Origin of the sequence: Mediterranea sp. ET5 (genome assembly GCF_023337025.1) — a bacterium.
Lineage (GTDB): Bacteria > Bacteroidota > Bacteroidia > Bacteroidales > Bacteroidaceae > Phocaeicola_A.
This window is the reverse complement of sequence record NZ_JAMBLN010000010.1, coordinates 100,226-118,982: the sequence shown is the minus strand read 5'-3', so window position 1 is coordinate 118,982 and position 18,757 is coordinate 100,226. Positions and strand designations below refer to the sequence as shown.

The 18,757-nt window shown below is 56.4% G+C and carries 16 protein-coding genes; 11 read left to right on the top strand and 5 right to left on the bottom strand.

Annotated features, from left to right (window positions below):
• Positions 1 to 8 precede the first annotated feature (8 nt).
• The 9 genes from M3087_RS07855 to M3087_RS07815 all read left to right on the top strand — a co-directional run bounded on the left by M3087_RS07855 (position 9) and on the right by M3087_RS07815 (position 12,134).
• Complete coding sequence (locus M3087_RS07855; protein WP_249094838.1) at positions 9 to 923, top strand: phosphoenolpyruvate carboxykinase; 915 nt, start codon at positions 9 to 11, stop codon at positions 921 to 923.
• A 150-nt stretch (positions 924 to 1,073) separates the two neighbouring features.
• Positions 1,074 to 1,871: a polysaccharide biosynthesis/export family protein gene (locus tag M3087_RS07850; RefSeq protein ID WP_249094837.1), complete on the top strand. Its 798-nt coding sequence runs from the start codon at positions 1,074 to 1,076 to the stop codon at positions 1,869 to 1,871.
• A gap of 24 nt (positions 1,872 to 1,895) precedes the next feature.
• Positions 1,896 to 4,241 (top strand): GumC family protein, encoded by a 2,346-nt coding sequence (locus M3087_RS07845; protein WP_249094835.1) that lies wholly within the window; start codon positions 1,896 to 1,898, stop codon positions 4,239 to 4,241.
• A gap of 39 nt (positions 4,242 to 4,280) precedes the next feature.
• On the top strand, positions 4,281 to 4,478 hold the full coding sequence (locus M3087_RS07840; protein ID WP_249094833.1) for a hypothetical protein: 198 nt from the start codon (positions 4,281 to 4,283) through the stop codon (positions 4,476 to 4,478).
• Between the two features lie 28 nt (positions 4,479 to 4,506).
• A complete protein-coding gene (locus M3087_RS07835; RefSeq protein ID WP_249094832.1) occupies positions 4,507 to 6,666 on the top strand; it encodes a fimbrillin family protein in 2,160 nt (719 codons plus the stop codon).
• A gap of 65 nt (positions 6,667 to 6,731) precedes the next feature.
• Positions 6,732 to 8,681: a fimbrillin family protein gene (locus M3087_RS07830; RefSeq protein ID WP_249094830.1), complete on the top strand. Its 1,950-nt coding sequence runs from the start codon at positions 6,732 to 6,734 to the stop codon at positions 8,679 to 8,681.
• A 22-nt stretch (positions 8,682 to 8,703) separates the two neighbouring features.
• Positions 8,704 to 9,894 carry an OmpA family protein gene (locus tag M3087_RS07825; RefSeq protein WP_249094828.1) on the top strand — a complete coding sequence of 397 codons (1,191 nt, stop codon included), beginning with the start codon at positions 8,704 to 8,706 and terminating at the stop codon, positions 9,892 to 9,894.
• 153 nt (positions 9,895 to 10,047) lie between these two features.
• Positions 10,048 to 10,479 (top strand): S24/S26 family peptidase, encoded by a 432-nt coding sequence (locus M3087_RS07820; protein ID WP_249094827.1) that lies wholly within the window; start codon positions 10,048 to 10,050, stop codon positions 10,477 to 10,479.
• A 29-nt stretch (positions 10,480 to 10,508) separates the two neighbouring features.
• Positions 10,509 to 12,134: an ABC transporter ATP-binding protein gene (locus tag M3087_RS07815; protein WP_249094825.1), complete on the top strand. Its 1,626-nt coding sequence runs from the start codon at positions 10,509 to 10,511 to the stop codon at positions 12,132 to 12,134.
• Here the strand turns inward: M3087_RS07815 and M3087_RS07810 are convergent.
• The 5 genes from M3087_RS07810 to M3087_RS07790 all read right to left on the bottom strand — a co-directional run bounded on the left by M3087_RS07810 (position 12,115) and on the right by M3087_RS07790 (position 16,717).
• Entirely contained in the window at positions 12,115 to 13,086 is a 972-nt protein-coding gene (locus tag M3087_RS07810; protein ID WP_249094822.1) for an alpha/beta hydrolase, read from the bottom strand. The genes M3087_RS07815 and M3087_RS07810 overlap by 20 nt on opposite strands.
• An 11-nt stretch (positions 13,087 to 13,097) precedes the next feature.
• Complete coding sequence (locus M3087_RS07805) at positions 13,098 to 13,841, bottom strand: shikimate dehydrogenase family protein (protein ID WP_022384385.1); 744 nt, start codon at positions 13,839 to 13,841, stop codon at positions 13,098 to 13,100.
• A gap of 30 nt (positions 13,842 to 13,871) precedes the next feature.
• Positions 13,872 to 14,609: a bifunctional demethylmenaquinone methyltransferase/2-methoxy-6-polyprenyl-1,4-benzoquinol methylase UbiE gene (ubiE, locus tag M3087_RS07800; protein ID WP_249094821.1), complete on the bottom strand. Its 738-nt coding sequence runs from the start codon at positions 14,607 to 14,609 to the stop codon at positions 13,872 to 13,874.
• 162 nt (positions 14,610 to 14,771) lie between these two features.
• Positions 14,772 to 15,716, bottom strand: a complete 945-nt coding sequence (locus tag M3087_RS07795; protein WP_022384387.1) for a phosphoribosylaminoimidazolesuccinocarboxamide synthase — start codon at positions 15,714 to 15,716, stop codon at positions 14,772 to 14,774.
• Between the two features lie 35 nt (positions 15,717 to 15,751).
• Positions 15,752 to 16,717, bottom strand: coding sequence for a PhoH family protein (locus M3087_RS07790; RefSeq protein WP_022384388.1), 966 nt, complete (start codon positions 16,715 to 16,717; stop codon positions 15,752 to 15,754).
• Positions 16,718 to 17,054: 337 nt separating this feature from the next.
• On the opposite strand from M3087_RS07790, the gene M3087_RS07785 reads away from it, so the two are divergent.
• Together M3087_RS07785 and truA are read left to right on the top strand one after the other, a co-directional pair.
• The gene (locus M3087_RS07785; RefSeq protein ID WP_106485095.1) at positions 17,055 to 17,696 is read left to right on the top strand and encodes a DUF5715 family protein; all 642 of its coding nucleotides are present in this window, start codon (positions 17,055 to 17,057) and stop codon (positions 17,694 to 17,696) included.
• A 5-nt stretch (positions 17,697 to 17,701) separates the two neighbouring features.
• Positions 17,702 to 18,454 carry a tRNA pseudouridine(38-40) synthase TruA gene (truA, locus tag M3087_RS07780; RefSeq protein ID WP_022384390.1) on the top strand — a complete coding sequence of 251 codons (753 nt, stop codon included), beginning with the start codon at positions 17,702 to 17,704 and terminating at the stop codon, positions 18,452 to 18,454.
• Positions 18,455 to 18,757: the final 303 nt, after the last annotated feature.

Below are 18,757 nucleotides of genomic sequence, written 5' to 3'. Positions count from 1 at the left end.
AGAATCTTATGCTTCCATCTGTGATGACCTGTTGCGTGGCAGGATTCCGGCTGACGGTCTACCTGCCTGCCGGCTGCGATGCCGACACCCTGTTGCCCTCGTTCCGTCCGTTCCGCTGTCAGGCGGAAGAGGAGGCGGGCGAAGAACTGTTCCGGTTCGAGGCGCTGGCTTCGCCGGTCCCTTTCCCCGAGGGGCGGCTGGCGGACGAGACGCTGAACGACATGGGGTGTGTCCGTCTCTATGATTGCATGGATACCTACCGCGTGGACATCCTCTCCGTCGGCGGAAGCGTGGTGCACCGTCTGCTGGCAGCGCGCGATTTCTCCCGGGCGACGGCTTGTCTGGACTGGCGCGAGCCGGATGCCGGACAGGTGCTCTCGTCGATGCTCCGCATTGTCTTCTCGCAAGCCATCCTGCTTCACGGGGGCGTGTCCATCCATGCCTCGGCAGTCTGTCACGACGGACGGGCTTACCTCTTCATGGGCAAGAGCGGCACGGGCAAGAGCACACACTCCGCCTTGTGGCTGAAGCATATCCCCGGCTGCACCTTGCTCAACGACGACAATCCGGCGGTGCGCCTGGTGGGCGACGAGGCGGTGGCATACGGCACACCGTGGAGCGGCAAGACCCCGTGCTACCGGAACCTCTCATACCCCATTGGCGGCATGGTGCGCCTGTCGCAAGCCCCGGCGAACCGGTTCGTACGCCGCCGGGAGGTGGACGCCTTTGTGGTCCTTTATCCGGGCTGCTCGGTCATCACCGACGACGAGCGGCTGAACGGTGCCTTGTGCGACACCCTCGCCCGTCTCACCGAGCGGGTGACGGTCGGCACGCTGGAGTGTCTGCCTGACGAAGCGGCTGCAACGCTGTGCTGGCAGAACCTGTACGCGATTAACCCCGGGCATGTACAGACCAAAGTATAATACTTAGGCACCCTAAGTATTATACTTAGCCTACCTAAGTATTATACTTTGGTCCGTCCATGCGGCGTTTGAACGCGATACGGACGGCACTTGAACGCGATACGAACGGCACTTGAAACGCTATTCATCAAAATCAATAATAAAAACACAATGAACAAACCGAAACTCTGGGCAAGCCTCAGTCTGCTTGCCGTGTTACTCTTGACTTCCTGCGCATCGCGCAAGAACTTTGTTTACTTGCAGGACATGCAGATGGGCGAGAAGTATCCTTATGATGCCGGCTATGAAGCCGTGGTCCACCGCGACGACCGTCTGAGCATCACCGTCAGCTGCAAGAACCCGGAACTTGCCATCCCGTTCAACATCTACGGGGGGACGTTCCATGTGGGCGCCGACGGCAACGTGACGGCTGACGCTGCCACACGGGTGAACGAGAAGGGCTACCGCGTGGATGTGGAGGGAAACATCGACTTCCCCATCCTGGGCAAACTGCATGTCGAAGGACTGAAGGTCAGCGAGGTGACGAACCTCATCAAGACCCGCCTCATCGAAGGTGACTACATGAAGGACCCCCTGGTGTCCATCGAGTTCCTCAACTTCAAATATACCGTGCTCGGCGCGGTGGCAAACAACGGGACGTTCTCCGTCGACGGCGACCGCGTCACCCTGCTGGAGGCGATAGCCAAGGCGGGCGACCTCGATGCGAAGGCGCGCACGAACCGGGTGGCGGTCATCCGCGAGTCGAACGGCGAACGGCAGATGTTCATGCACGACCTGCGCAGCAAGGACCTCTTCGACTCCCCCTGCTTCTACCTGCAACAGAACGACATCGTCTACGTCGAGCCGAAGTACCGGAAGAAGGACAACGAGGAGCGCGGATGGCAGATCGGCACGACCATGCTCTCTGCAGTCACGGCTGCCTGCTCGATCATCTGGGCAACGAAATAGTTTCTTGTCACCTGATACATACCCATGCAAACAACCAGTAACAACAACCGAAACGAACAGGGCATCAATGTGGTGGACCTGCTCGTGTATTTCGCTTCCAAGTGGAAGTGGTTCCTGATTTCCGTGTTGGTCTGCGGCGGACTGGCGTGGCTCAGCTATGCCCGCTCGCCGCTGGTCTACTTCCGTTCGGCGACGGTCATCATCAAGGACCCCTCGAACAAGACCTCGACTGCCGGGCTCGACCGCTACGACAACTTCATCAACAAGGTCAACGTGGCGAACGAGATTCTCCAGTTCCGCTCGAAGAAGCTCATGCGTGAAGTGGTGCAGCGCGTCCATGCCGACGTGGACTACCTGATACAGGACGGCCTGCGCTACAATGAACTCTACACCCAGTCGCCCGTGCGGCTGAGCTTTCCCGACGCGATGCCCGAACAGGGGCTGGCACTGACGGTTCAGCCGAAGAGCGAACGGTCGGTCACCCTCTCGCGCTTCTCGTGGATGGAGGCTGACAGCACCTGCACCGTGGCGATGGGTGACACCGTCCGGGTGCACGGGCAGCGGCTTGTCGTGACCCCGACGAACTACTACGCCGCCTCGTGGACCGATGTGCCCATCCGCGTGCAGAAGCGTCCATTGGAGTCGGTCGTGAACCGCTACAAGGGGGCGCTGGGCATCCAGCAGGAAGAGGAGGAGTCGTCCATCCTCACTCTCGCGCTGAAGGACAGCTCGCCCGTCCGGGCGGAGGATGTGCTCAACATGCTCATCACCGTCTACAACGAGGAGGCAATCAAGGACAAGAACCAGGTGGCTGTCAACACGGCGAACTTCATCAACGAGCGCCTCATCATCATCGAGCGTGAGCTGGGCGGCGTGGAGTCGGACCTGGAGTCGTTCAAGCGCAGCAACCAGATTGTGGACATCTCGTCCGCCGCCGGCATGTACATGACCGAGTCGCAGAAGTACAACGCCGACGCGCTGGAACTGGAGACGCAGCTCCGGCTGGCGAACTTCATCAAGGACTACCTGACCGACCCCTCGAAGGAGACCGACCTCATCCCCTCGAACACGGGACTGAGCGACATGAACATCGAGAGCCAGATCAACCTCTACAACACGGCGAAGCTCAAGCGCGACCGCCTCATCAGCGACAGCAGCGAGAAGAACCCCGTGGTGGAGGAGCTGAACAACTCGCTCCGTGCCATGAAGCAGACCATCATCCGTGCGGTGGACAACATGATTGTCAGCCTCAACGTGAAGCGCAACGACGCGCAGAACCGTGAGATGCATGCCCAGAGCCGCGTGACGTCCATCCCGACGAAGGAGCGCCAGATGCTCTCCATCGAACGTCAGCAGAAAATCAAGGAGTCGCTCTACCTCTTCCTGCTCAACCGACGGGAGGAGAACGCCCTCTCCCAGGCGATGGCGGACAACAACGCCCGCATCATCGACAGTGCCGAGGGTGGCGACAGCCCCATCTCGCCGCGCCGCAACCGCATCCTGCTCCTGGGCTTGCTCGTGGGCATTGCCCTGCCGGGCGTGGGCTGCCTGCTGGTGCTCTTCCTTGACACCCGGGTTCACGGACGGAAGGACATCGAGAAGGCGGTGAGCGTGCCGTTCCTCGGCGAGATTCCGCTCGACAAGGAGGCAGCAAGGCAGCACGGACGCACCGCGAAGGCTTCCGTGGGTCAGGACGACAGCATCGTCTCCGAGGCATTCCGTATCCTGCGCACGAACATGGCGTTCATGTCGCGCAAGGACCGTCCGACGCAGGTCATCACCTTCACCTCGTTCAATGAGGGGGCAGGCAAGACGTTCATCTCGTGCAACCTGGCAATGAGCTTCGTCTATGCCCGCAAGCGGGTGGTGGTCATCGACCTCGACATCCGCAAGGGGACGCTGAGCCGTCACCTGGGCGAGCACCGGACGGGTGTGACCAATTACCTTGCCGACACGACGGTGACGGTCGACGACATCATCCGCAAGGGCGAGCACTTCGACATCATCGCCTCCGGTCCCGTGGCGCCGAACCCGGCAGAGTTGCTGTTGGACAGCCGTCTCGACATCTTGATAGCCGAGCTGCGCACGCGCTATGACTACATCATCGTCGACAATGTCCCCGTGGGCATCGTGGCGGACGCGACCATTGCCAACCGCATAGCCGACCTGACCGTCTTCGTCGTGCGTTCGGGACGTCTCGACCGCCGTCAGTTGCCCGACATCGAGAGCCTCTACGAGGACAAGAAGCTCCACAACATGGCACTCGTGCTCAACGGCGTCGACCCGCACCGCCACGGCTATGGCTACGGGTATGGGTACGGCTATGGGTACGGGCGGTATGGATACGGACGAGAGAAAAAGAGAAAGTGAGACTTCAAACTATAGTTTAACAATTTAATTTTTATTGCAATGAAAAACGACAAAGAGAAAGCACCGTATGAGTCTCCTCAGACGGAGAAGACTCAGGTAATCCTGGAAAGTGGCATCTGTGCCTCTTCTGTGGATATCAAGAACCCTGAGACCAGTAACGGGCAGATCGAAGAGCATCAGGTGAACACCGGCTTCGATTATGATTTTACTGAGCAAAGATGGGATGAGATTAACTAGAAAGTAACAACTAAAAACCAATACTGATATGAAAGCTACAAAGTATTTCATGATTCCTCTTCTTGCACTCTTGGCAAGTGGTTGCCAGGACGAGGAACGGTCAACCGTCCAACCTGCAAATGGTGAAGAGGTGAAATTTGATGCCACGCTCGGGCAGAACACGACACGTACCATTTATGGTCCGGAATCTGATAATGCATTCCCTATTTATTGGGTGAACGGGGATGAGGTGATTGTCAGCTCACCTGAGTGTGCAAACAGCAATGGTGTCGGCACTGCGAACTATAAAGTGACCGTCAAAAGTGAGACACAAAACTATGCTACCAGTCTGGACAAGACAAGCGAGATTGGTGTGCGTTGGGGAGAAAACGAAACGGCTAGTTTCTATTCCGTATACCCTGCTTCCGGAGCTGAACTGGGCAGTGACTACAGTACCGTGACACTGAACATGCCTGACGAGCAAGAATGTGACATCGTGAAAGAAGATGGTAAGGATGTGGTACGTCCGAATATGGATGCCTGCTTTATGTATGCCAAGACTGCCGGTGTGAAAAGCGGCGAGACTGTGAACCTGAAGTATATCCCTCTTTCCACGGCTATCCGTTTCAAGTTGCAGGGACCGTCTGAAGGCAACGCTGTGACAGTAAACAGTATCACTCTCACGGCACCTGAAGAGGTTGCCATTTCCGGAAAGTTCAAAGTCGACCTTGTATCCGCAGATACGGATGGCAATGTGATGCCGACCACGACCGTTATAGATGGTTCCAATACAATACGCATCATTGCTACTAACCCTGGAACTCATGCTTACTTGACTTTAGGCATAGGCGAGAGCGTTGAGATGAATGCCTTCCTTCTGTTGGACGGTGAGACCACCATTAGTGATGATTGGTCTATTCAGATTGCTACGGGCGATGGTCATCGTTATACAAAGAAGTTGGGTGGTCGGAATGGCGACATGACCTTGGTTCCGGGAAAGATTCACAGACTCCCGGATCTGCCGAATTTGGACGGAAATGCAGAGTGGGATCCTTCCGACTGGATGGTCAACATCCCACGCAATGTCTATCTCTCTGAGATTTCTATCCCCGGTTCATGGAACTCGCTGAATAGCGATAGCCAGAAAAATACAGATATTAAGGCCCAATATGATGCTGGTATTCGTGCTTTCCATATTGATACGAGATGGAAATTGGGTTACTTGGGCTTATTGGGGAATATTGATGATTTGGGTGTTGCTAATGGAGGTAGTACCCGCAACTACGGCGGCGGTAAAGTTATGACAAATTCTGCACCAACTTTTGAGGAAACCTTAAGTGAAATAACCAAGCATGTTCAACGAGAAGAATATATGGTAGTAATCTGTACGTTTGCACAAGACAGTTATGATTACAATCGTGATAACGGCGGTTGGGAACAACGAATTAGTGAAATCTGTGCAAACAATAGTGCAGTGATTGATGCCAGAGACTTGGATCAGAATACGGTTGTGAAGGATGTACTGGGCAGTGTGATTGTTATTGTCAATACGGAGAATTCGGTATCCATTGCGAACAGTAAGTGCTTGTTCATGAATATGGGTATGACATTGAATCGAGCAGAATTCACTGGATATCCTTATTATCAGAGAAGTTTGACTGATGGTAATAATGTTCCAAGCGGTATTGAGGTCTATGGAACTCATGCCCAGTTGTCAACAGACAGAAATCAGGGCTATAATAGCAGTAGTCGTGGTTATGTTCCTTCGTTAACAGAGCGTATAGAAAAGGGACAGAATATTCTGAATTGGTCGCAGACCAATTACAATGATTTGGATAATTATGCACACAATGCCTGGATTTATATGGGCTTAGGTGGCTATTTTGAAGATCGTGATGAAAGTGAGACTAGCGGAACAGTGGCCCAATCTCTTAACAACTGGATTAACGGTAAAATTACAGAGATGGATGCCAATGGTTTCTATCCTGTCGGTATCGTGCTGATGAACAAAGTTACCGATTACAGCAATGTCGCTAAAAATATCCTCTTGCTGAATACCAAATATCGTCAGGCATACGATCCGGACCGTTCACCCATTACCGGTTTGTACCCCGATGGAGGTTCTACGATGCAGTCGGTCGCTCCGGGCTACAGCTCCGGCATGATTGATAACCAGACTGACGCTATCGGTTGGACAAGAATCAGATAATCATCACATTTTTCCACGGGACAGGCGTGTATGGACATGCCTGTCCCCTTAAGGAATGAACCTTTATGCGTAAATATCTTGGTATGGTTGCCGTAATGCTGGCAACCCAGTTTCTTTTCTCCTGTTCAGAGGATGTCTCGGAATACAGCGGACTGAGTCAGAGCCGGATTGTTGCCCACATGGCACCTTCAACCACCACACGCACCGCTGTCGGTGAGGCTGTGGATGGAACCAATGCGGTGGGCATTGTCTGGACGGATGGCGACGAAATCGGTGTGTTCGAGGAGTCGGGTGCTGTACAGAAGCGTTATGCCAAAGTCGGGCAGGGCACGGCTCCTACTGCTGCTTTTGCCGCTTCCGGCACATCGGCTTTTGATAAGCCGGTTTATGCCTACTATCCCTACGACGGAGCCAATGCATCTCACGACGTCCATTCGCTGACCGGTGTGTTGCCTGCCATGCAGAATATGGACGAAGGCACGTTGCATGGTGACTATAAATATGGTCGTGCCACGGCGAAGACAGACGACGGAGACCATGAATTCGTATTCAGGCATCTCTTTTCGCTGGCACGCTTCACGATTGATGCCACCGGAACGCCGTTACAGGGTGAAACGCTGAAGAGTCTGACGCTGAGCGTCAGCCGGGAGGGAGCCGATGTACCCATTGCCGGAGCCTTCACATTCAGTGCGGACAATGGCAGTTGGAAACAGACCGACGAAGGAGAGAACACCATTACTCTCGAATGGGATACGAAGGCTCCGGTGCTGGAGCAGTCTCTGACCTGCTACATGAGCCTTTTCCCACTCATTCAGTCCGGTGACCTCTTTACCATTACGGTATCGACGGAACACCATGTTGCCGAGTTCACAGCCAACAGCCTGACAAATTTCTCCGCAGAACAGATTTATAACTTCCCGGTAGCACTCACTAACTATGAGACTATCAAAATCTATGATAAGGAGGGAGCTCTCTTACAGGGCAAGTTCACTTGCGCCGCGTTGAATGTAGATGGTCTGCCGGATATTTTGGGACTTGTTAATCCCGATGGACCGGGAGCAGATGGTACGAAGACCATCGGTAACATCATGAACAGGCTGGAGTATGATTTCATTGCCGTCAGCGAGGACTTTGCCTATCACGAGGAACTGGCAAATGCGATGTCCCGTTATGATGCCGGAACTCATCGAGGTTCTGTGTCAAATATAATAGGACGCAACAACACTGACGGCCTTGGTTTCTTCTGGAAGAAGGATGGCATCACTGCTACCGGTGAAACGATGGTGCAGTTCGAGGCTGAGTACGGCGGACTTGATGACGGCGCCAATACGCTTGTCGCAAAGGGCTTCCGTCATTACGTGGTGACGGTCGCCGAGGGTGTGGCGGTCGATGTCTACATTACCCACATGAATACGTATGGCGGTGAGGGCAATAAGGAAGATGAGAATCCATGGGTACGTGCCCAGCTTGCCCAATTGCGCCAGTTGCGTGATTATGTGATGGAACGGGCAAAGACCAACAACCGTCCGGCTATCATCATGGGAGACACCAACATGCGCTATACCCGCCACACCATTGAGGACAACCTGATAGACCCCGTGACAGAAGCAGGTCTGCAGATTGCCGATCCTTGGGTGGAACTTCATCGTGGAGGTGTCTATCCAGCATGGGACAGCGGTTCACTGATGATACGTTCCAAGTTCGGAGGCGATGCTGCTGATATCTTGTGCGCCGACGACCAACGAGGAGAAGTCGTGGACAAGATGTGGTACATCAACGTTCCGGATGCTGCGGTACAGTTGAAAGCCATCAGCTGTATGAATGAGGTGGAGCATTTTGAGAAAAGCAGAGACGAGGTATCTTATACCGATGTGACAGTGGAAGATGCAGATGGCACCATCCGGAGTCACCAGGATGTGACTATCACGAAAGTGACTGGTTATGCTGACCACTTCCCGGTAGTCGTATGTTTTGAATATACTTGCGACAACGGGAAGAGTGGAAGGGAGAAATAATTAACAAACAAATAGAATCAACATGATTAAGAGAACATTCTTTGCAGTACTCGCGTTTGCGGCTGCAACAACGGCTTTCTCACAAGCCAAGGACAATGTACATTTAGAAGAGACTGTAGAGTATAACGACGACAAATACAGGGTCGAGACCAACAGCTTCTGGAGCAACTGGTTCATCAGCGTGGGTGCCGGAGGTAATGTCTACTTCGGCGACCACGACCGTCAGGCTGACTTCGGCAAGCGCATCGCTCCGGCACTCGACATCGCCGTGGGCAAGTGGTTCATCCCGGAAGTGGGAGTGCGCTTGATGTATAGCGGACTCTCGGCAAAGGGTGCCACGCAGACGGATGTCCATGCCGACGGCAACGAGATGTGGGGCGACTGGCTGAAAGACCAGAAGTTCAACTTCTTCAACATCCGCCTGGACGCCATGTTCAACTTCTCGAACCTCATCGCGGGCTACAACGAGACGCGTGTCTACAACCTGATTCCCTATGTGGGCGTGGGTGCCATGAGTGTTACCGAAGAGCCGAAGGAGACTGCCATCTCCGGACACGTCGGTTTGCTCAACACCTTCCGCCTCAGCTCGGCACTCGACCTCAACGTCGACATCCGCGGCACATTCACCAACGATGACTTCGACGGCGAGCCGGGCGGACGCAGCGGTGAAGGTATGCTCTCTGCAACCGTCGGTCTGGCATACAAGTTCAAGCCCCGTGGCTGGAACCGCGGCAAGACCGTGACCCGCACACGCACCGTCTACAACAACGCCGAGCTGGACGCCATGCGCGAGAAGCTCCGTCAGATGACCGAAGAGAACGAACGCCTGGAGAAGGCACTCGCCGAGGGCAACAAGGAGGCCGTGAAGAACCTCGTGAAGCGCATCGGTGCTGCCAACCTCGTGGTGTTCCCCATCGGCAAGAGCACACTGTCCAACCAGGCACGTGCCAACATCGGCATTCTGGCTGAGGTCATCAAGCAGGGCGACTCCTCCATCATCTATACCATCACCGGTTATGCCGATGCAGGTACGGGTAGCAAGGAGATTAACGAGCGCCTGAGCAAGGAGCGTGCCGAGGCGGTGTACAACTGCTTCGTTGAGGAGTTCGGGGTTGACAAGGCACAGCTGAAGCTCGACTACAAGGGTGGCGTGGACAACATGTTCTACGACGACCCGCGTCTGAGCCGTGCAGTCATAACCAGTGGTAAATAAAACGACTGAGACCACCTGCCGGCTACTGGTCAGGTTGGTCCGTCAAACTTCCTTGCAGGTGTCTGCCAGAGCGTGATTGTACGGCAGCACCTGCGTGACAGTCCCCTTTTCGATCAGGCGTGACCGGGAAGGGGACTACTTTTTTCTTCCCAAATGAAACTGATTCTTTCCGGGGATGAACTGTTCCCCGAAATCGTCCGGATGCTGGACGAAGGGCACACCGTGACGCTGAAGACCAAGGGGAGCAGCATGCGCCCCTTCATTGTCGGCGGAAGGGACAGCGTGGTGCTGGAAGCCGTACACGGCGAAGTCTGTACGGGCGATGTGGTGCTGGCGTGCATTCCCGGACGCGGATACATCCTCCACCGGGTCTACCGACGGGAGGGGGATGACTGTGTGCTGATGGGCGACGGCAACCTGTGTGCCACGGAACATTGCAGCCGCGATGCCATCTGTGGCAGGGTGACGCAGATTATCCGGCAGGGACGTGTCGTTGACTGCTCGTCGCGTCGTGAACGCCTGTTGGCACGTTGGTGGAGGCACCTGCTGCCCCTCCGGCGTGTCTTGTTGAAACTGATGAGCTGAGTACGCTCTCTCCTTATGATAGATTATCGATGAATACACTTCGTTGGCTTTGGAACGCTTCGCGGGGGCATCGCCTGCCCTTGCTGGGAAGCGTGGCTGTCGGGACCCTGTACGTCGGGGTCTCGCTGTTCTTTGTATACGTCTGCAAGCTGCTGATTGACCGGGTGACCTCTCAGCCGGCAGATGACCTCCGGCTCCTTGTCGGACTGTTCGTCGGGTGCATGGTGATGCAACTCCTTCTGTCGGTCATCCGCAGCCGGCTTGTCGGACACACGGAAATCAGGATGCGGAACGCCCTCCGTCAGCGACTCTTCAACCACCTGATGGAGAGCCGGGACAGCGGAAGCGGTGCCCTCCATACGGGCGACATGCTCAACCGCATCGAGGAAGATGTGACCACCGTCACCGACTTCCTTTGCCGGTCGATGCCCGCTTCCCTGGTCACCTCGGTACAGCTCGCCGGCGCCCTCTTCTTCCTCCTGTCACTCGATGTGCGGCTGGCGGGGGTACTGCTCTTCGTCATGCCCGTGGCACTGCTCTTCAGCAAGACCTACATGCACCGCATGCGCCGCCTCTCCCGGGAAATCCGCGACACGGACAGCCGCGTGCAGAGCCATCTGCAGGAGCACCTGCAACACCGGGTACTGATGCGGACGCTGGAATACACGCCCCGCGCCGAGGCATTGCTGGAGCACTTGCAGCGGCTGCTGCAAACGAAGGTGGGGCAACGCATCGACTTCTCCGCCTTCTCGCGGAGCATGGTGCAGCTGGGATTTGCCACGGGCTATGCCGTCGCCTTCCTGTGGGGCATCTTCGGACTGCTCGACGGAACGGTGACTTTTGGCATGATGACTGCCTTCCTGCAACTGGTCTCGCAGGTGCAGCGTCCGATGGTCGAACTCAGCCGGCAGATTCCGTCGTTCACCCGCGTGCTGACTTCCGCCGAACGGCTGCAGGAACTCACGGCGCAACCGCTGGAGGAGCAGGGAGAGCCCGTCCGTCTGAACGGTCCCGTCGGTGTCCGCATCGACCGCCTGACGTTCGCCTATCCCGGTGGCAACCGTCCCGTGTTCGACGGGTTCAGCCATGATTTCAAGCCGGGAAGCCTGACTGCCGTGGTGGGCGAGACCGGCGTGGGCAAGAGCACCTTGATTAGGCTGATGCTTGCCCTTCACAAGCCCGGCGGGGGAAGCATCACGCTCTATGACGGCGACAGGGAAGCCGCTGCCTCCCCGTTGACACGTTGCAACTTTGCCTACGTGCCTCAGGGCAACACACTGGTGAGTGGAACCATTCGCGAGAATCTGCTGATGGGGTGTCCCGATGCGACGGACGAGGAATTGCATGCCGCGCTCCACACGGCTGCGGCGGATTTTGTCGGGACACTTCCCGACGGACTGGATACCCGTTGCGGCGAACAGGGGGCGGGACTGAGCGAGGGACAGGCACAGCGCATAGCCATCGCCCGTGGACTGCTTCGTCCCGGCGGCATCCTGTTGCTGGACGAGCCGACGTCGTCGGTCGACAGCGAGACCGAACGGCTGATGCTCGGACGGCTGTCCACTCAGGTGCAGGGCAAGACACTGATTCTCGTCACGCACCGGGAGACGATTGCCCGTCTGTGTACGGAGGTGGTCACCATCGGCAGTCGGTGAGGAAGGCGCTCACCCGGCGCGTGTATTCCTCGCGGTTGTCGTGATAGGACATGGCGTGTGCGGCACGCGGCACGACCCACAACTCTTTGGGGGCGGGCTTGGCTTCATAGACCTTGTAAACCATCCACGTGGGGACATAGTCGTCGGCGTCGCCGTGGATGAAGAGCATGGGCAGCCGGCACTGACGCACCTGACGGAGCGCACTCGCCTCGTCGAAGTCCCAGCCGAAGCGCCACTCACACAGCAGGCTTGCCACGTCGAGCAGGGGGAAGGCGGGCAGGTGGAACTGCTCCTTCAGCTCCTTGGCGAACTGGTCGCGGACGCTCGTGTAGCCGCAGTCCTCCACGAATGCCTTCACATAGGGTTGTTGCGGCTCGCCCGAGACCATCATCGTGGTGGCGGCGCCCATCGAGATTCCGTGCACCACCATCGAGGTGTTCCCGCCGAAGGTTTGGTTGGCTACATCCATCCAGCGCAGCACGTCGAGCCGGTCCTTCCATCCCATCTGGATGTGGGTCCCCTCGCTGTGCCCGGCATAGCGCAGGTCGGGCAGGAGGATGTTGCAGCGCAAGTCGTGGTGATAGAGGTAGCCTATCATCAGCATGCGGATGGCATTGTCCGTGTAGCCGTGCACGATGACTGCCGTCCGTCGCGTCGTGTCGGGAGCGGCGGCATAGAGTGCGTGCAGGCGTGCTCCGTCGGGAGCGGTGATAAACGTGTCGCGCAGGGCGGAGACCTGTTGCAGGCTGTCCACCCATTGCCCCACGTACGGGTATTCGCGGTAGAGGTAGTCCCACGAACCTTTCAGGTCCGAAGCACGGAAGTCCTTCGCGCCGCCGTCCGGCTGGAGGGCGTAGCTCGTCAGGTAGAGACCCCCGCCCGCTAATACGACAAAGAGCAGTGCGACAATGCCTGCCACACTGCTCACGATGCGTTTGCTGCGTCTGTTCATGATGCGCGGAGTTATTGGTTCCAGATGTCCCACGCGGCGAAGGCCTGCAGGAGGAGCATCTCCAGTCCGTTCTTGGTGGTCGCACCCATCGCCATGCCCTTGCGCATGAAGAGGGTGATGTCCGGATTGTAGATGACGTCGTAGAGCAGGTGTTGCGGGGTCAACAGCTGGTAGGGGATGTCCGGGCACTGTTCGCTGTGCGGATACATGCCTACGGGAGTCGCGTTGACGATGACCTGGTACTCCTGCATGACCTCGGGAGTCAGCTCGTCATACGTGAAGGCGTTCGGATACGGACGGCGCGAGACGAGGGTGCTCTCCACGCCCAGCTTCTTCAGTCCGTAGGTGATGGCTTTGGCTGCCCCGCCGGTGCCGAGGACCAGTGCCTGCTTGTGGTGCGGCTCCAGCAGCGGCTCGATGGACTGGGTGAAGCCGATGACGTCGGAGTTATAGCCGACGAGCTTGTACTTGTAGCCTTTCTGCGGGATGACCTTGACCACATTGACCGCGCCGATGGCGAGGGCATCCTTGTCCAGTTCATCGAGGAACGGGATGATTTGTTCCTTGTAGGGAATGGTGACGTTCAGTCCCTTCAGCTCGGGATTCTCTGCCAGGATTTGAGGAAGGTCGGTGATGACGGGTATCTCGAAGTTGAGATACTGCGCGTCGATGCCTTCGTTCTCGAATTTTTCGTTGAAATAACCACGGGAAAAGGAGTGCCCCAGGGGGTAACCTATCAATCCGTATTTATCCATAACTCGTGTGTAGGTTAAAATCAGTTAGTCTTATTTGGTAGCCATATAGAGCGTGCAGATACCCATCGTGAGCCGGCGGAAGGTCACCGTGCCGAAGCCTGCCTTGCCGATGATTTCCTGCATGATTTCGCCTTGCGGGAATGCCTTGATGGTTTCGGGCAGGTAGGTGTAGGCATTGTGGTCCTTGGAGATGAGCCGTCCGAGGGAGGGCAGTACGCACTTTGAGTAGATGCCGAAGAGCTGTTTCATGGGCGAGCTTATCGGGGTGGACAGTTCGAGAATGACCAGGTGGCCGCCGGTGGCGAGCACGCGGTGAATCTCGTTGAGCGAAGCATCGAGGTTGGCGAAGTTGCGTACTCCGAAGGCGATGAGGACAGCGTCGAAGCTTTCGTCAGGGAAGGGGAGGTTCAGGCTGTCTGCCTGCTGGAACCGGATGTGGTCCGAGAGACCGGCTTTCTCCACTTTCTGTCGTGCTACCTGCATCATGCCCTCCGAGATATCCACGCCGATGAGTTCGCGTGGTGCCAGTTCCTTGCCTGCCAGGATGGCGAAGTCGCCCGTTCCGGTGGCAATGTCGAGGATGCGCTCCGGGTGGAAAGGCTTCAACCACTCGATGGCGGTGCGTCGCCAGTGGCGGTCGATGCCCAGGGATAACAGGTGATTCAAGGGGTCGTAGGCGGGGGCGATGTTGTCGAACATCTGTTCCACCTGTTCCTTCTTGCTTTCTTCGGTGTTATACGGCGTAATCTGTTCTTGCGCGTATCCCATGTTGTGTTTGTTTTTTAGGTTGTGAGTTTGTAAGTGTTTGAAGTGACGAGTTGACGAGTCGACAAGGGGGACCGGGAGATTGTCCGGTGGTCCTGTCCTCGTCAGCTCGTCAACTGGTATGTATGTCAATGGGAGTTGCCTGTCAACTCGTCAACTGCTCGCTTATCTGTTCTTCAGGAATTCAGTCACGTTCTTCTCGATGCGTGCGGCAAGGTCTGCCGACTCCACCTTCTCGAATTTCTCGCCGACGATGTGTTCGTACAGCTCGATGTAGCGCTCGGACACGCTGTTGACATATTCGTCGGTCATCTCAGGCACCTGCTGGCCTGCCTTGCCCATGAAGTCGTGCTCGATGAGCCACTGGCGGACGAACTCCTTGGAGAGTTGCTTCTGCGGTTCGCCCTTCTCGAACTTCTCCTGGTAGCCGTCGGCATAGAAGTAGCGGGAAGAGTCGGGCGTATGGATTTCGTCGATGAGGTACACCTTGCCGTCCTTCTTGCCGAACTCATACTTCGTGTCGACCAGGATGAGGCCCTTCTCGGCTGCCATCCGGCTGCCTCTCTCGAAGAGGGCGTAGGTGTATTTCTCCATCAGTTCATAGTCCTCCTTGCTCACCAGACCCTGAGCGATGATTTCCTCTTTCGAGATGTTCTCGTCGTGTCCGGCTTCAGCCTTGGTCGTCGGGGTGATGATGGGGGTGGGGAACTTCTCGTTTTCCTTCATTCCGTCGGGGAGAGCCACGCCGCAGAGCGAACGGCAGCCAGCCTTGTACTCTCTCCAGGCACTGCCGGTGAGATAGCCGCGGATAATCATCTCCACGCGGAAGCCTTCACACTTCAGTCCGACGGTCACCATGGGGTCGGGAGTGGCAATCTTCCAGTTGGGGACAATGTCAGCAGTAGCATCCAGGAACTTGGCTGCAATCTGGTTCAACATTTGTCCCTTGAAGGGGATGCCTTTCGGCAGGATGACATCGAAGGCAGAGATGCGGTCGGTGGCAACCATGACCAGCAAGTCGTCGTTGATGTTGTACACATCGCGTACCTTTCCATGATAAACACTCTTTTGACCGGGAAAGTGGAAGTCTGTTTTTACTAATGCTTTCATTTGTCTGTATGGATTAAATGGTTGTATATGCTTGTTCACTTGTCGGCGCGTCCCCTCGTCTCCTTCGCCGCCTCATACTTCTCGTACGCCTCGACGATGCGGGTCACGAGCTTGTGGCGGACGATGTCCTTCCTGTTCATCTCGATGAAGCTGATTTCCTTGATGCCCTTGAGGATGTGCAGGGCATGAATCAGGCCCGAGGTCTGCGACGGCGGCAGGTCTATCTGTGTCATGTCGCCCGTGACAATCATCTTGGTGTTCATGCCCATGCGGGTGAGGAACATCTTGATTTGCTGGGAGGTGGTGTTCTGCGCTTCGTCGAGGATGACGACGGCGTCGTTCAGCGTACGTCCGCGCATGAAGGCGAGGGGAGCAATCTGGATGACGTTCTGCTCCATCATCTCCTGAAGCTTGGCAGCCGGAATCATGTCCTGCAGGGCGTCGTAGAGCGGTTGCAGGTAGGGGTCGATTTTCTCCTTCATGTCTCCCGGGAGGAAGCCCAGCTTCTCACCGGCTTCCACTGCCGGACGGCTCAGGATGATTTTCCGTATCTGCTTGTTCTTGAAGGCGCGCACGGCAAGGGCGATGGCGGTGTACGTCTTGCCCGACCCGGCAGGTCCCGTGACGAAAATCATGTCGTGCTCGTCGAAGGCCTTCACCAGCTTCTCCTGGTTCTCGCTGCGCGGCGTGATGGGCTTCCCGCCGACGCTGTAGACGATGACGTTCCCCGCCGGCTCCACCGACGGACGTCTGCCCTTCACGATGTCGAGGATAACCTCCTCGGTCAGCGAATTGTACTGCGCGCAGTGCTTCTCCAGTGCCAGCAGGCTCTCTTCGAATGCGCACATCTCCTCTTCATCGCCCATGACCTTGACCACATTGCCGCGTGCGACAATGCGCAGCTTCGGGTACAAAGCCTTTATCATCTGGATGTTCACATTGTTTACGCCGTAGAAGATTACGGGGTCTATGTCTTCAAGAACTATATGCTTCTCTATCATTCGGAGTAGGTTTCTTGGTTTTTAGGTTGACAACGATTCCGCCGGCTGCCGGTCGGGGGCTCCTGCCGTGTCTGTTGCAGGGAGCGGCGTCTTCGCTTCTGATTGAGCACTTTCGGCCCTTTTTGTCGGCGCAAAGGTAGTGAATCTTCCTTTTTTGGCGGAATAAAGCGCTTGTTATTTTTCCCGTGCTCTCGATTTTCGCCTATCTTTGCACGCAGTTTTTTTTTGACAGAACATCTCTTTCGCAAGCGGAATCCGCCGGATTCCCGTCAACTTCAATAAATGCAACAAAATAACGATTCGAATGAAAAGCAAGCGTAGACTTACCATCAGACTGATGTCGGCCCTTTGCCTCGTGGCAGTGTTGTCGGGCGGATGCAAGCAGGACACGTCCATGATTATGAACAATCCGCACAACGTGCGGGGCGTCATCAGCTATAAACGGAGTTTTCCCGACTTGAACGACACCCACCTGAAAGCCGCCAAGAGCCTGGGCATCCGTCCCGTGGCGTCGCGCGAGGAGGCGCTCGAACGGGTGGGCAAGCTCGAGGAGCTGGCATCGTGTGACGCCTACCATCTCGACTCACTGACGCACTCCATCCCTTTCCTCGTCCCCAAGGCAAACACCCTCTTGCAGTCCATCGGACAGAACTTCCTCGATTCGCTGACGGCAAAGGGACTCAACCCCAATAAAATCATCGTTACCTCCGTCCTCCGCACACAGGGCGACGTCAAGCGGTTGCGCCGCGTCAACGGCAACGCGTCCGCCAACTCCACACACTGCTACGGCACGACCTTCGACGTCAGCTGGAAACGGTTCAAGAAAATCGAGGAGCTCGACGGACGCCCCTATCAGGATGTGAGTGCCGACACGCTGAAGCTGGTCCTCTCGGAAGTGCTGCGCGACCTGCGCGAGAGCGAGCAGTGCTATGTGAAGTATGAACTGAAGCAGGGCTGCTTCCACATCACCGTCCGCTGACCGCCATGCAACGCTATTTCGTCTATCTGGCCTACGATGGCACGTCTTACCACGGCTGGCAGATTCAGCCCAACGGCAACAGCGTGCAGGAGGAACTGATGAAGGCGCTCTCCACCTTGCTCCGCCGTCCGGTCGAGGTGGTGGGAGCGGGACGCACCGACGCCGGGGTGCATGCCTCGCTCATGGTGGCGCACTTCGACGCGACGGAGCCATGCGACCCCGTCTTCCTCGCCGACAAGCTCAATCGGCTGCTCCCGCCCGACATCTCCGTCTACCGGGTGGTGCCTGTCAAGGCGGACGCGCACGCCCGCTTTGATGCCACGTCCCGCACCTATAAGTATTATGTGACGACCACGAAGACGCCCTTCGGACGCGCGTACAAGTGCCGTCTCTTCGGCGCTCCGCTCGACTTCTGCCGGATGAACGAGGCGGCGGACGTGTTGGCAGAGTACACCGACTTCACGAGCTTCAGCAAGCTCCACACTGACGTGAAGACGAACAACTGCCGCATCATGCACGCCCGCTGGGAGCAGGTGAGCGACACCGAATGGGTCTTCACCATCCGTGCCGACCGTTTCCTCCGCAACATGGTGCGTGCCATCGTCGGTACGCTCTTCGAGGTTGGTCGCGGCAAGCTCTCGGTCGAGGGTTTCCGCCGCATCATCGAGCAGAAGGACCGTTGCAAGGCGGGCACGTCGGCTCCCGGCCATGCCCTCTTCCTCGTGGATGTGGAGTATCCGGAGGAAGTGTTTATCTGATTGACAATGGATGATTGGCAGGGACAATAGCCTCGCGGTGTGTGAGGAATTTGATAAGACGTCGAGAACCCTGTTTCCGGCGTCTTTTTTATTTCCCGGACGTCAGATACGTCGTATCCAGCTCCAAAACATTTCAAAAGGTTAAGGATACGTCGTATCCAGCGCCAAAACATTTCGAAAGGCTCAGGATACGTCATATCCAGCTTCAAAACATTTCAAAAGGTTAAGGATACGTCATATCCAGCTTCAAAACGTTTTGAAAGGTTAAGGAAATGCTGTATCCGGGACCAAAAAGTTTTGCGA

Coding starts and splice junctions, on each gene's coding strand:
- M3087_RS07855 (WP_249094838.1), top strand. CDS start 9: ATGCTTCCATCTGTGATGACCTGTTGCGTGGCAGGATTCCGGCTGACG.
- M3087_RS07850 (WP_249094837.1), top strand. CDS start 1,074: ATGAACAAACCGAAACTCTGGGCAAGCCTCAGTCTGCTTGCCGTGTTA.
- M3087_RS07845 (WP_249094835.1), top strand. CDS start 1,896: ATGCAAACAACCAGTAACAACAACCGAAACGAACAGGGCATCAATGTG.
- M3087_RS07840 (WP_249094833.1), top strand. CDS start 4,281: ATGAAAAACGACAAAGAGAAAGCACCGTATGAGTCTCCTCAGACGGAG.
- M3087_RS07835 (WP_249094832.1), top strand. CDS start 4,507: ATGAAAGCTACAAAGTATTTCATGATTCCTCTTCTTGCACTCTTGGCA.
- M3087_RS07830 (WP_249094830.1), top strand. CDS start 6,732: ATGCGTAAATATCTTGGTATGGTTGCCGTAATGCTGGCAACCCAGTTT.
- M3087_RS07825 (WP_249094828.1), top strand. CDS start 8,704: ATGATTAAGAGAACATTCTTTGCAGTACTCGCGTTTGCGGCTGCAACA.
- M3087_RS07820 (WP_249094827.1), top strand. CDS start 10,048: ATGAAACTGATTCTTTCCGGGGATGAACTGTTCCCCGAAATCGTCCGG.
- M3087_RS07815 (WP_249094825.1), top strand. CDS start 10,509: ATGAATACACTTCGTTGGCTTTGGAACGCTTCGCGGGGGCATCGCCTG.
- M3087_RS07810 (WP_249094822.1), bottom strand. CDS start 13,086: ATGAACAGACGCAGCAAACGCATCGTGAGCAGTGTGGCAGGCATTGTC.
- M3087_RS07805 (WP_022384385.1), bottom strand. CDS start 13,841: ATGGATAAATACGGATTGATAGGTTACCCCCTGGGGCACTCCTTTTCC.
- ubiE (WP_249094821.1), bottom strand. CDS start 14,609: ATGGGATACGCGCAAGAACAGATTACGCCGTATAACACCGAAGAAAGC.
- M3087_RS07795 (WP_022384387.1), bottom strand. CDS start 15,716: ATGAAAGCATTAGTAAAAACAGACTTCCACTTTCCCGGTCAAAAGAGT.
- M3087_RS07790 (WP_022384388.1), bottom strand. CDS start 16,717: ATGATAGAGAAGCATATAGTTCTTGAAGACATAGACCCCGTAATCTTC.
- M3087_RS07785 (WP_106485095.1), top strand. CDS start 17,055: ATGTCGGCCCTTTGCCTCGTGGCAGTGTTGTCGGGCGGATGCAAGCAG.
- truA (WP_022384390.1), top strand. CDS start 17,702: ATGCAACGCTATTTCGTCTATCTGGCCTACGATGGCACGTCTTACCAC.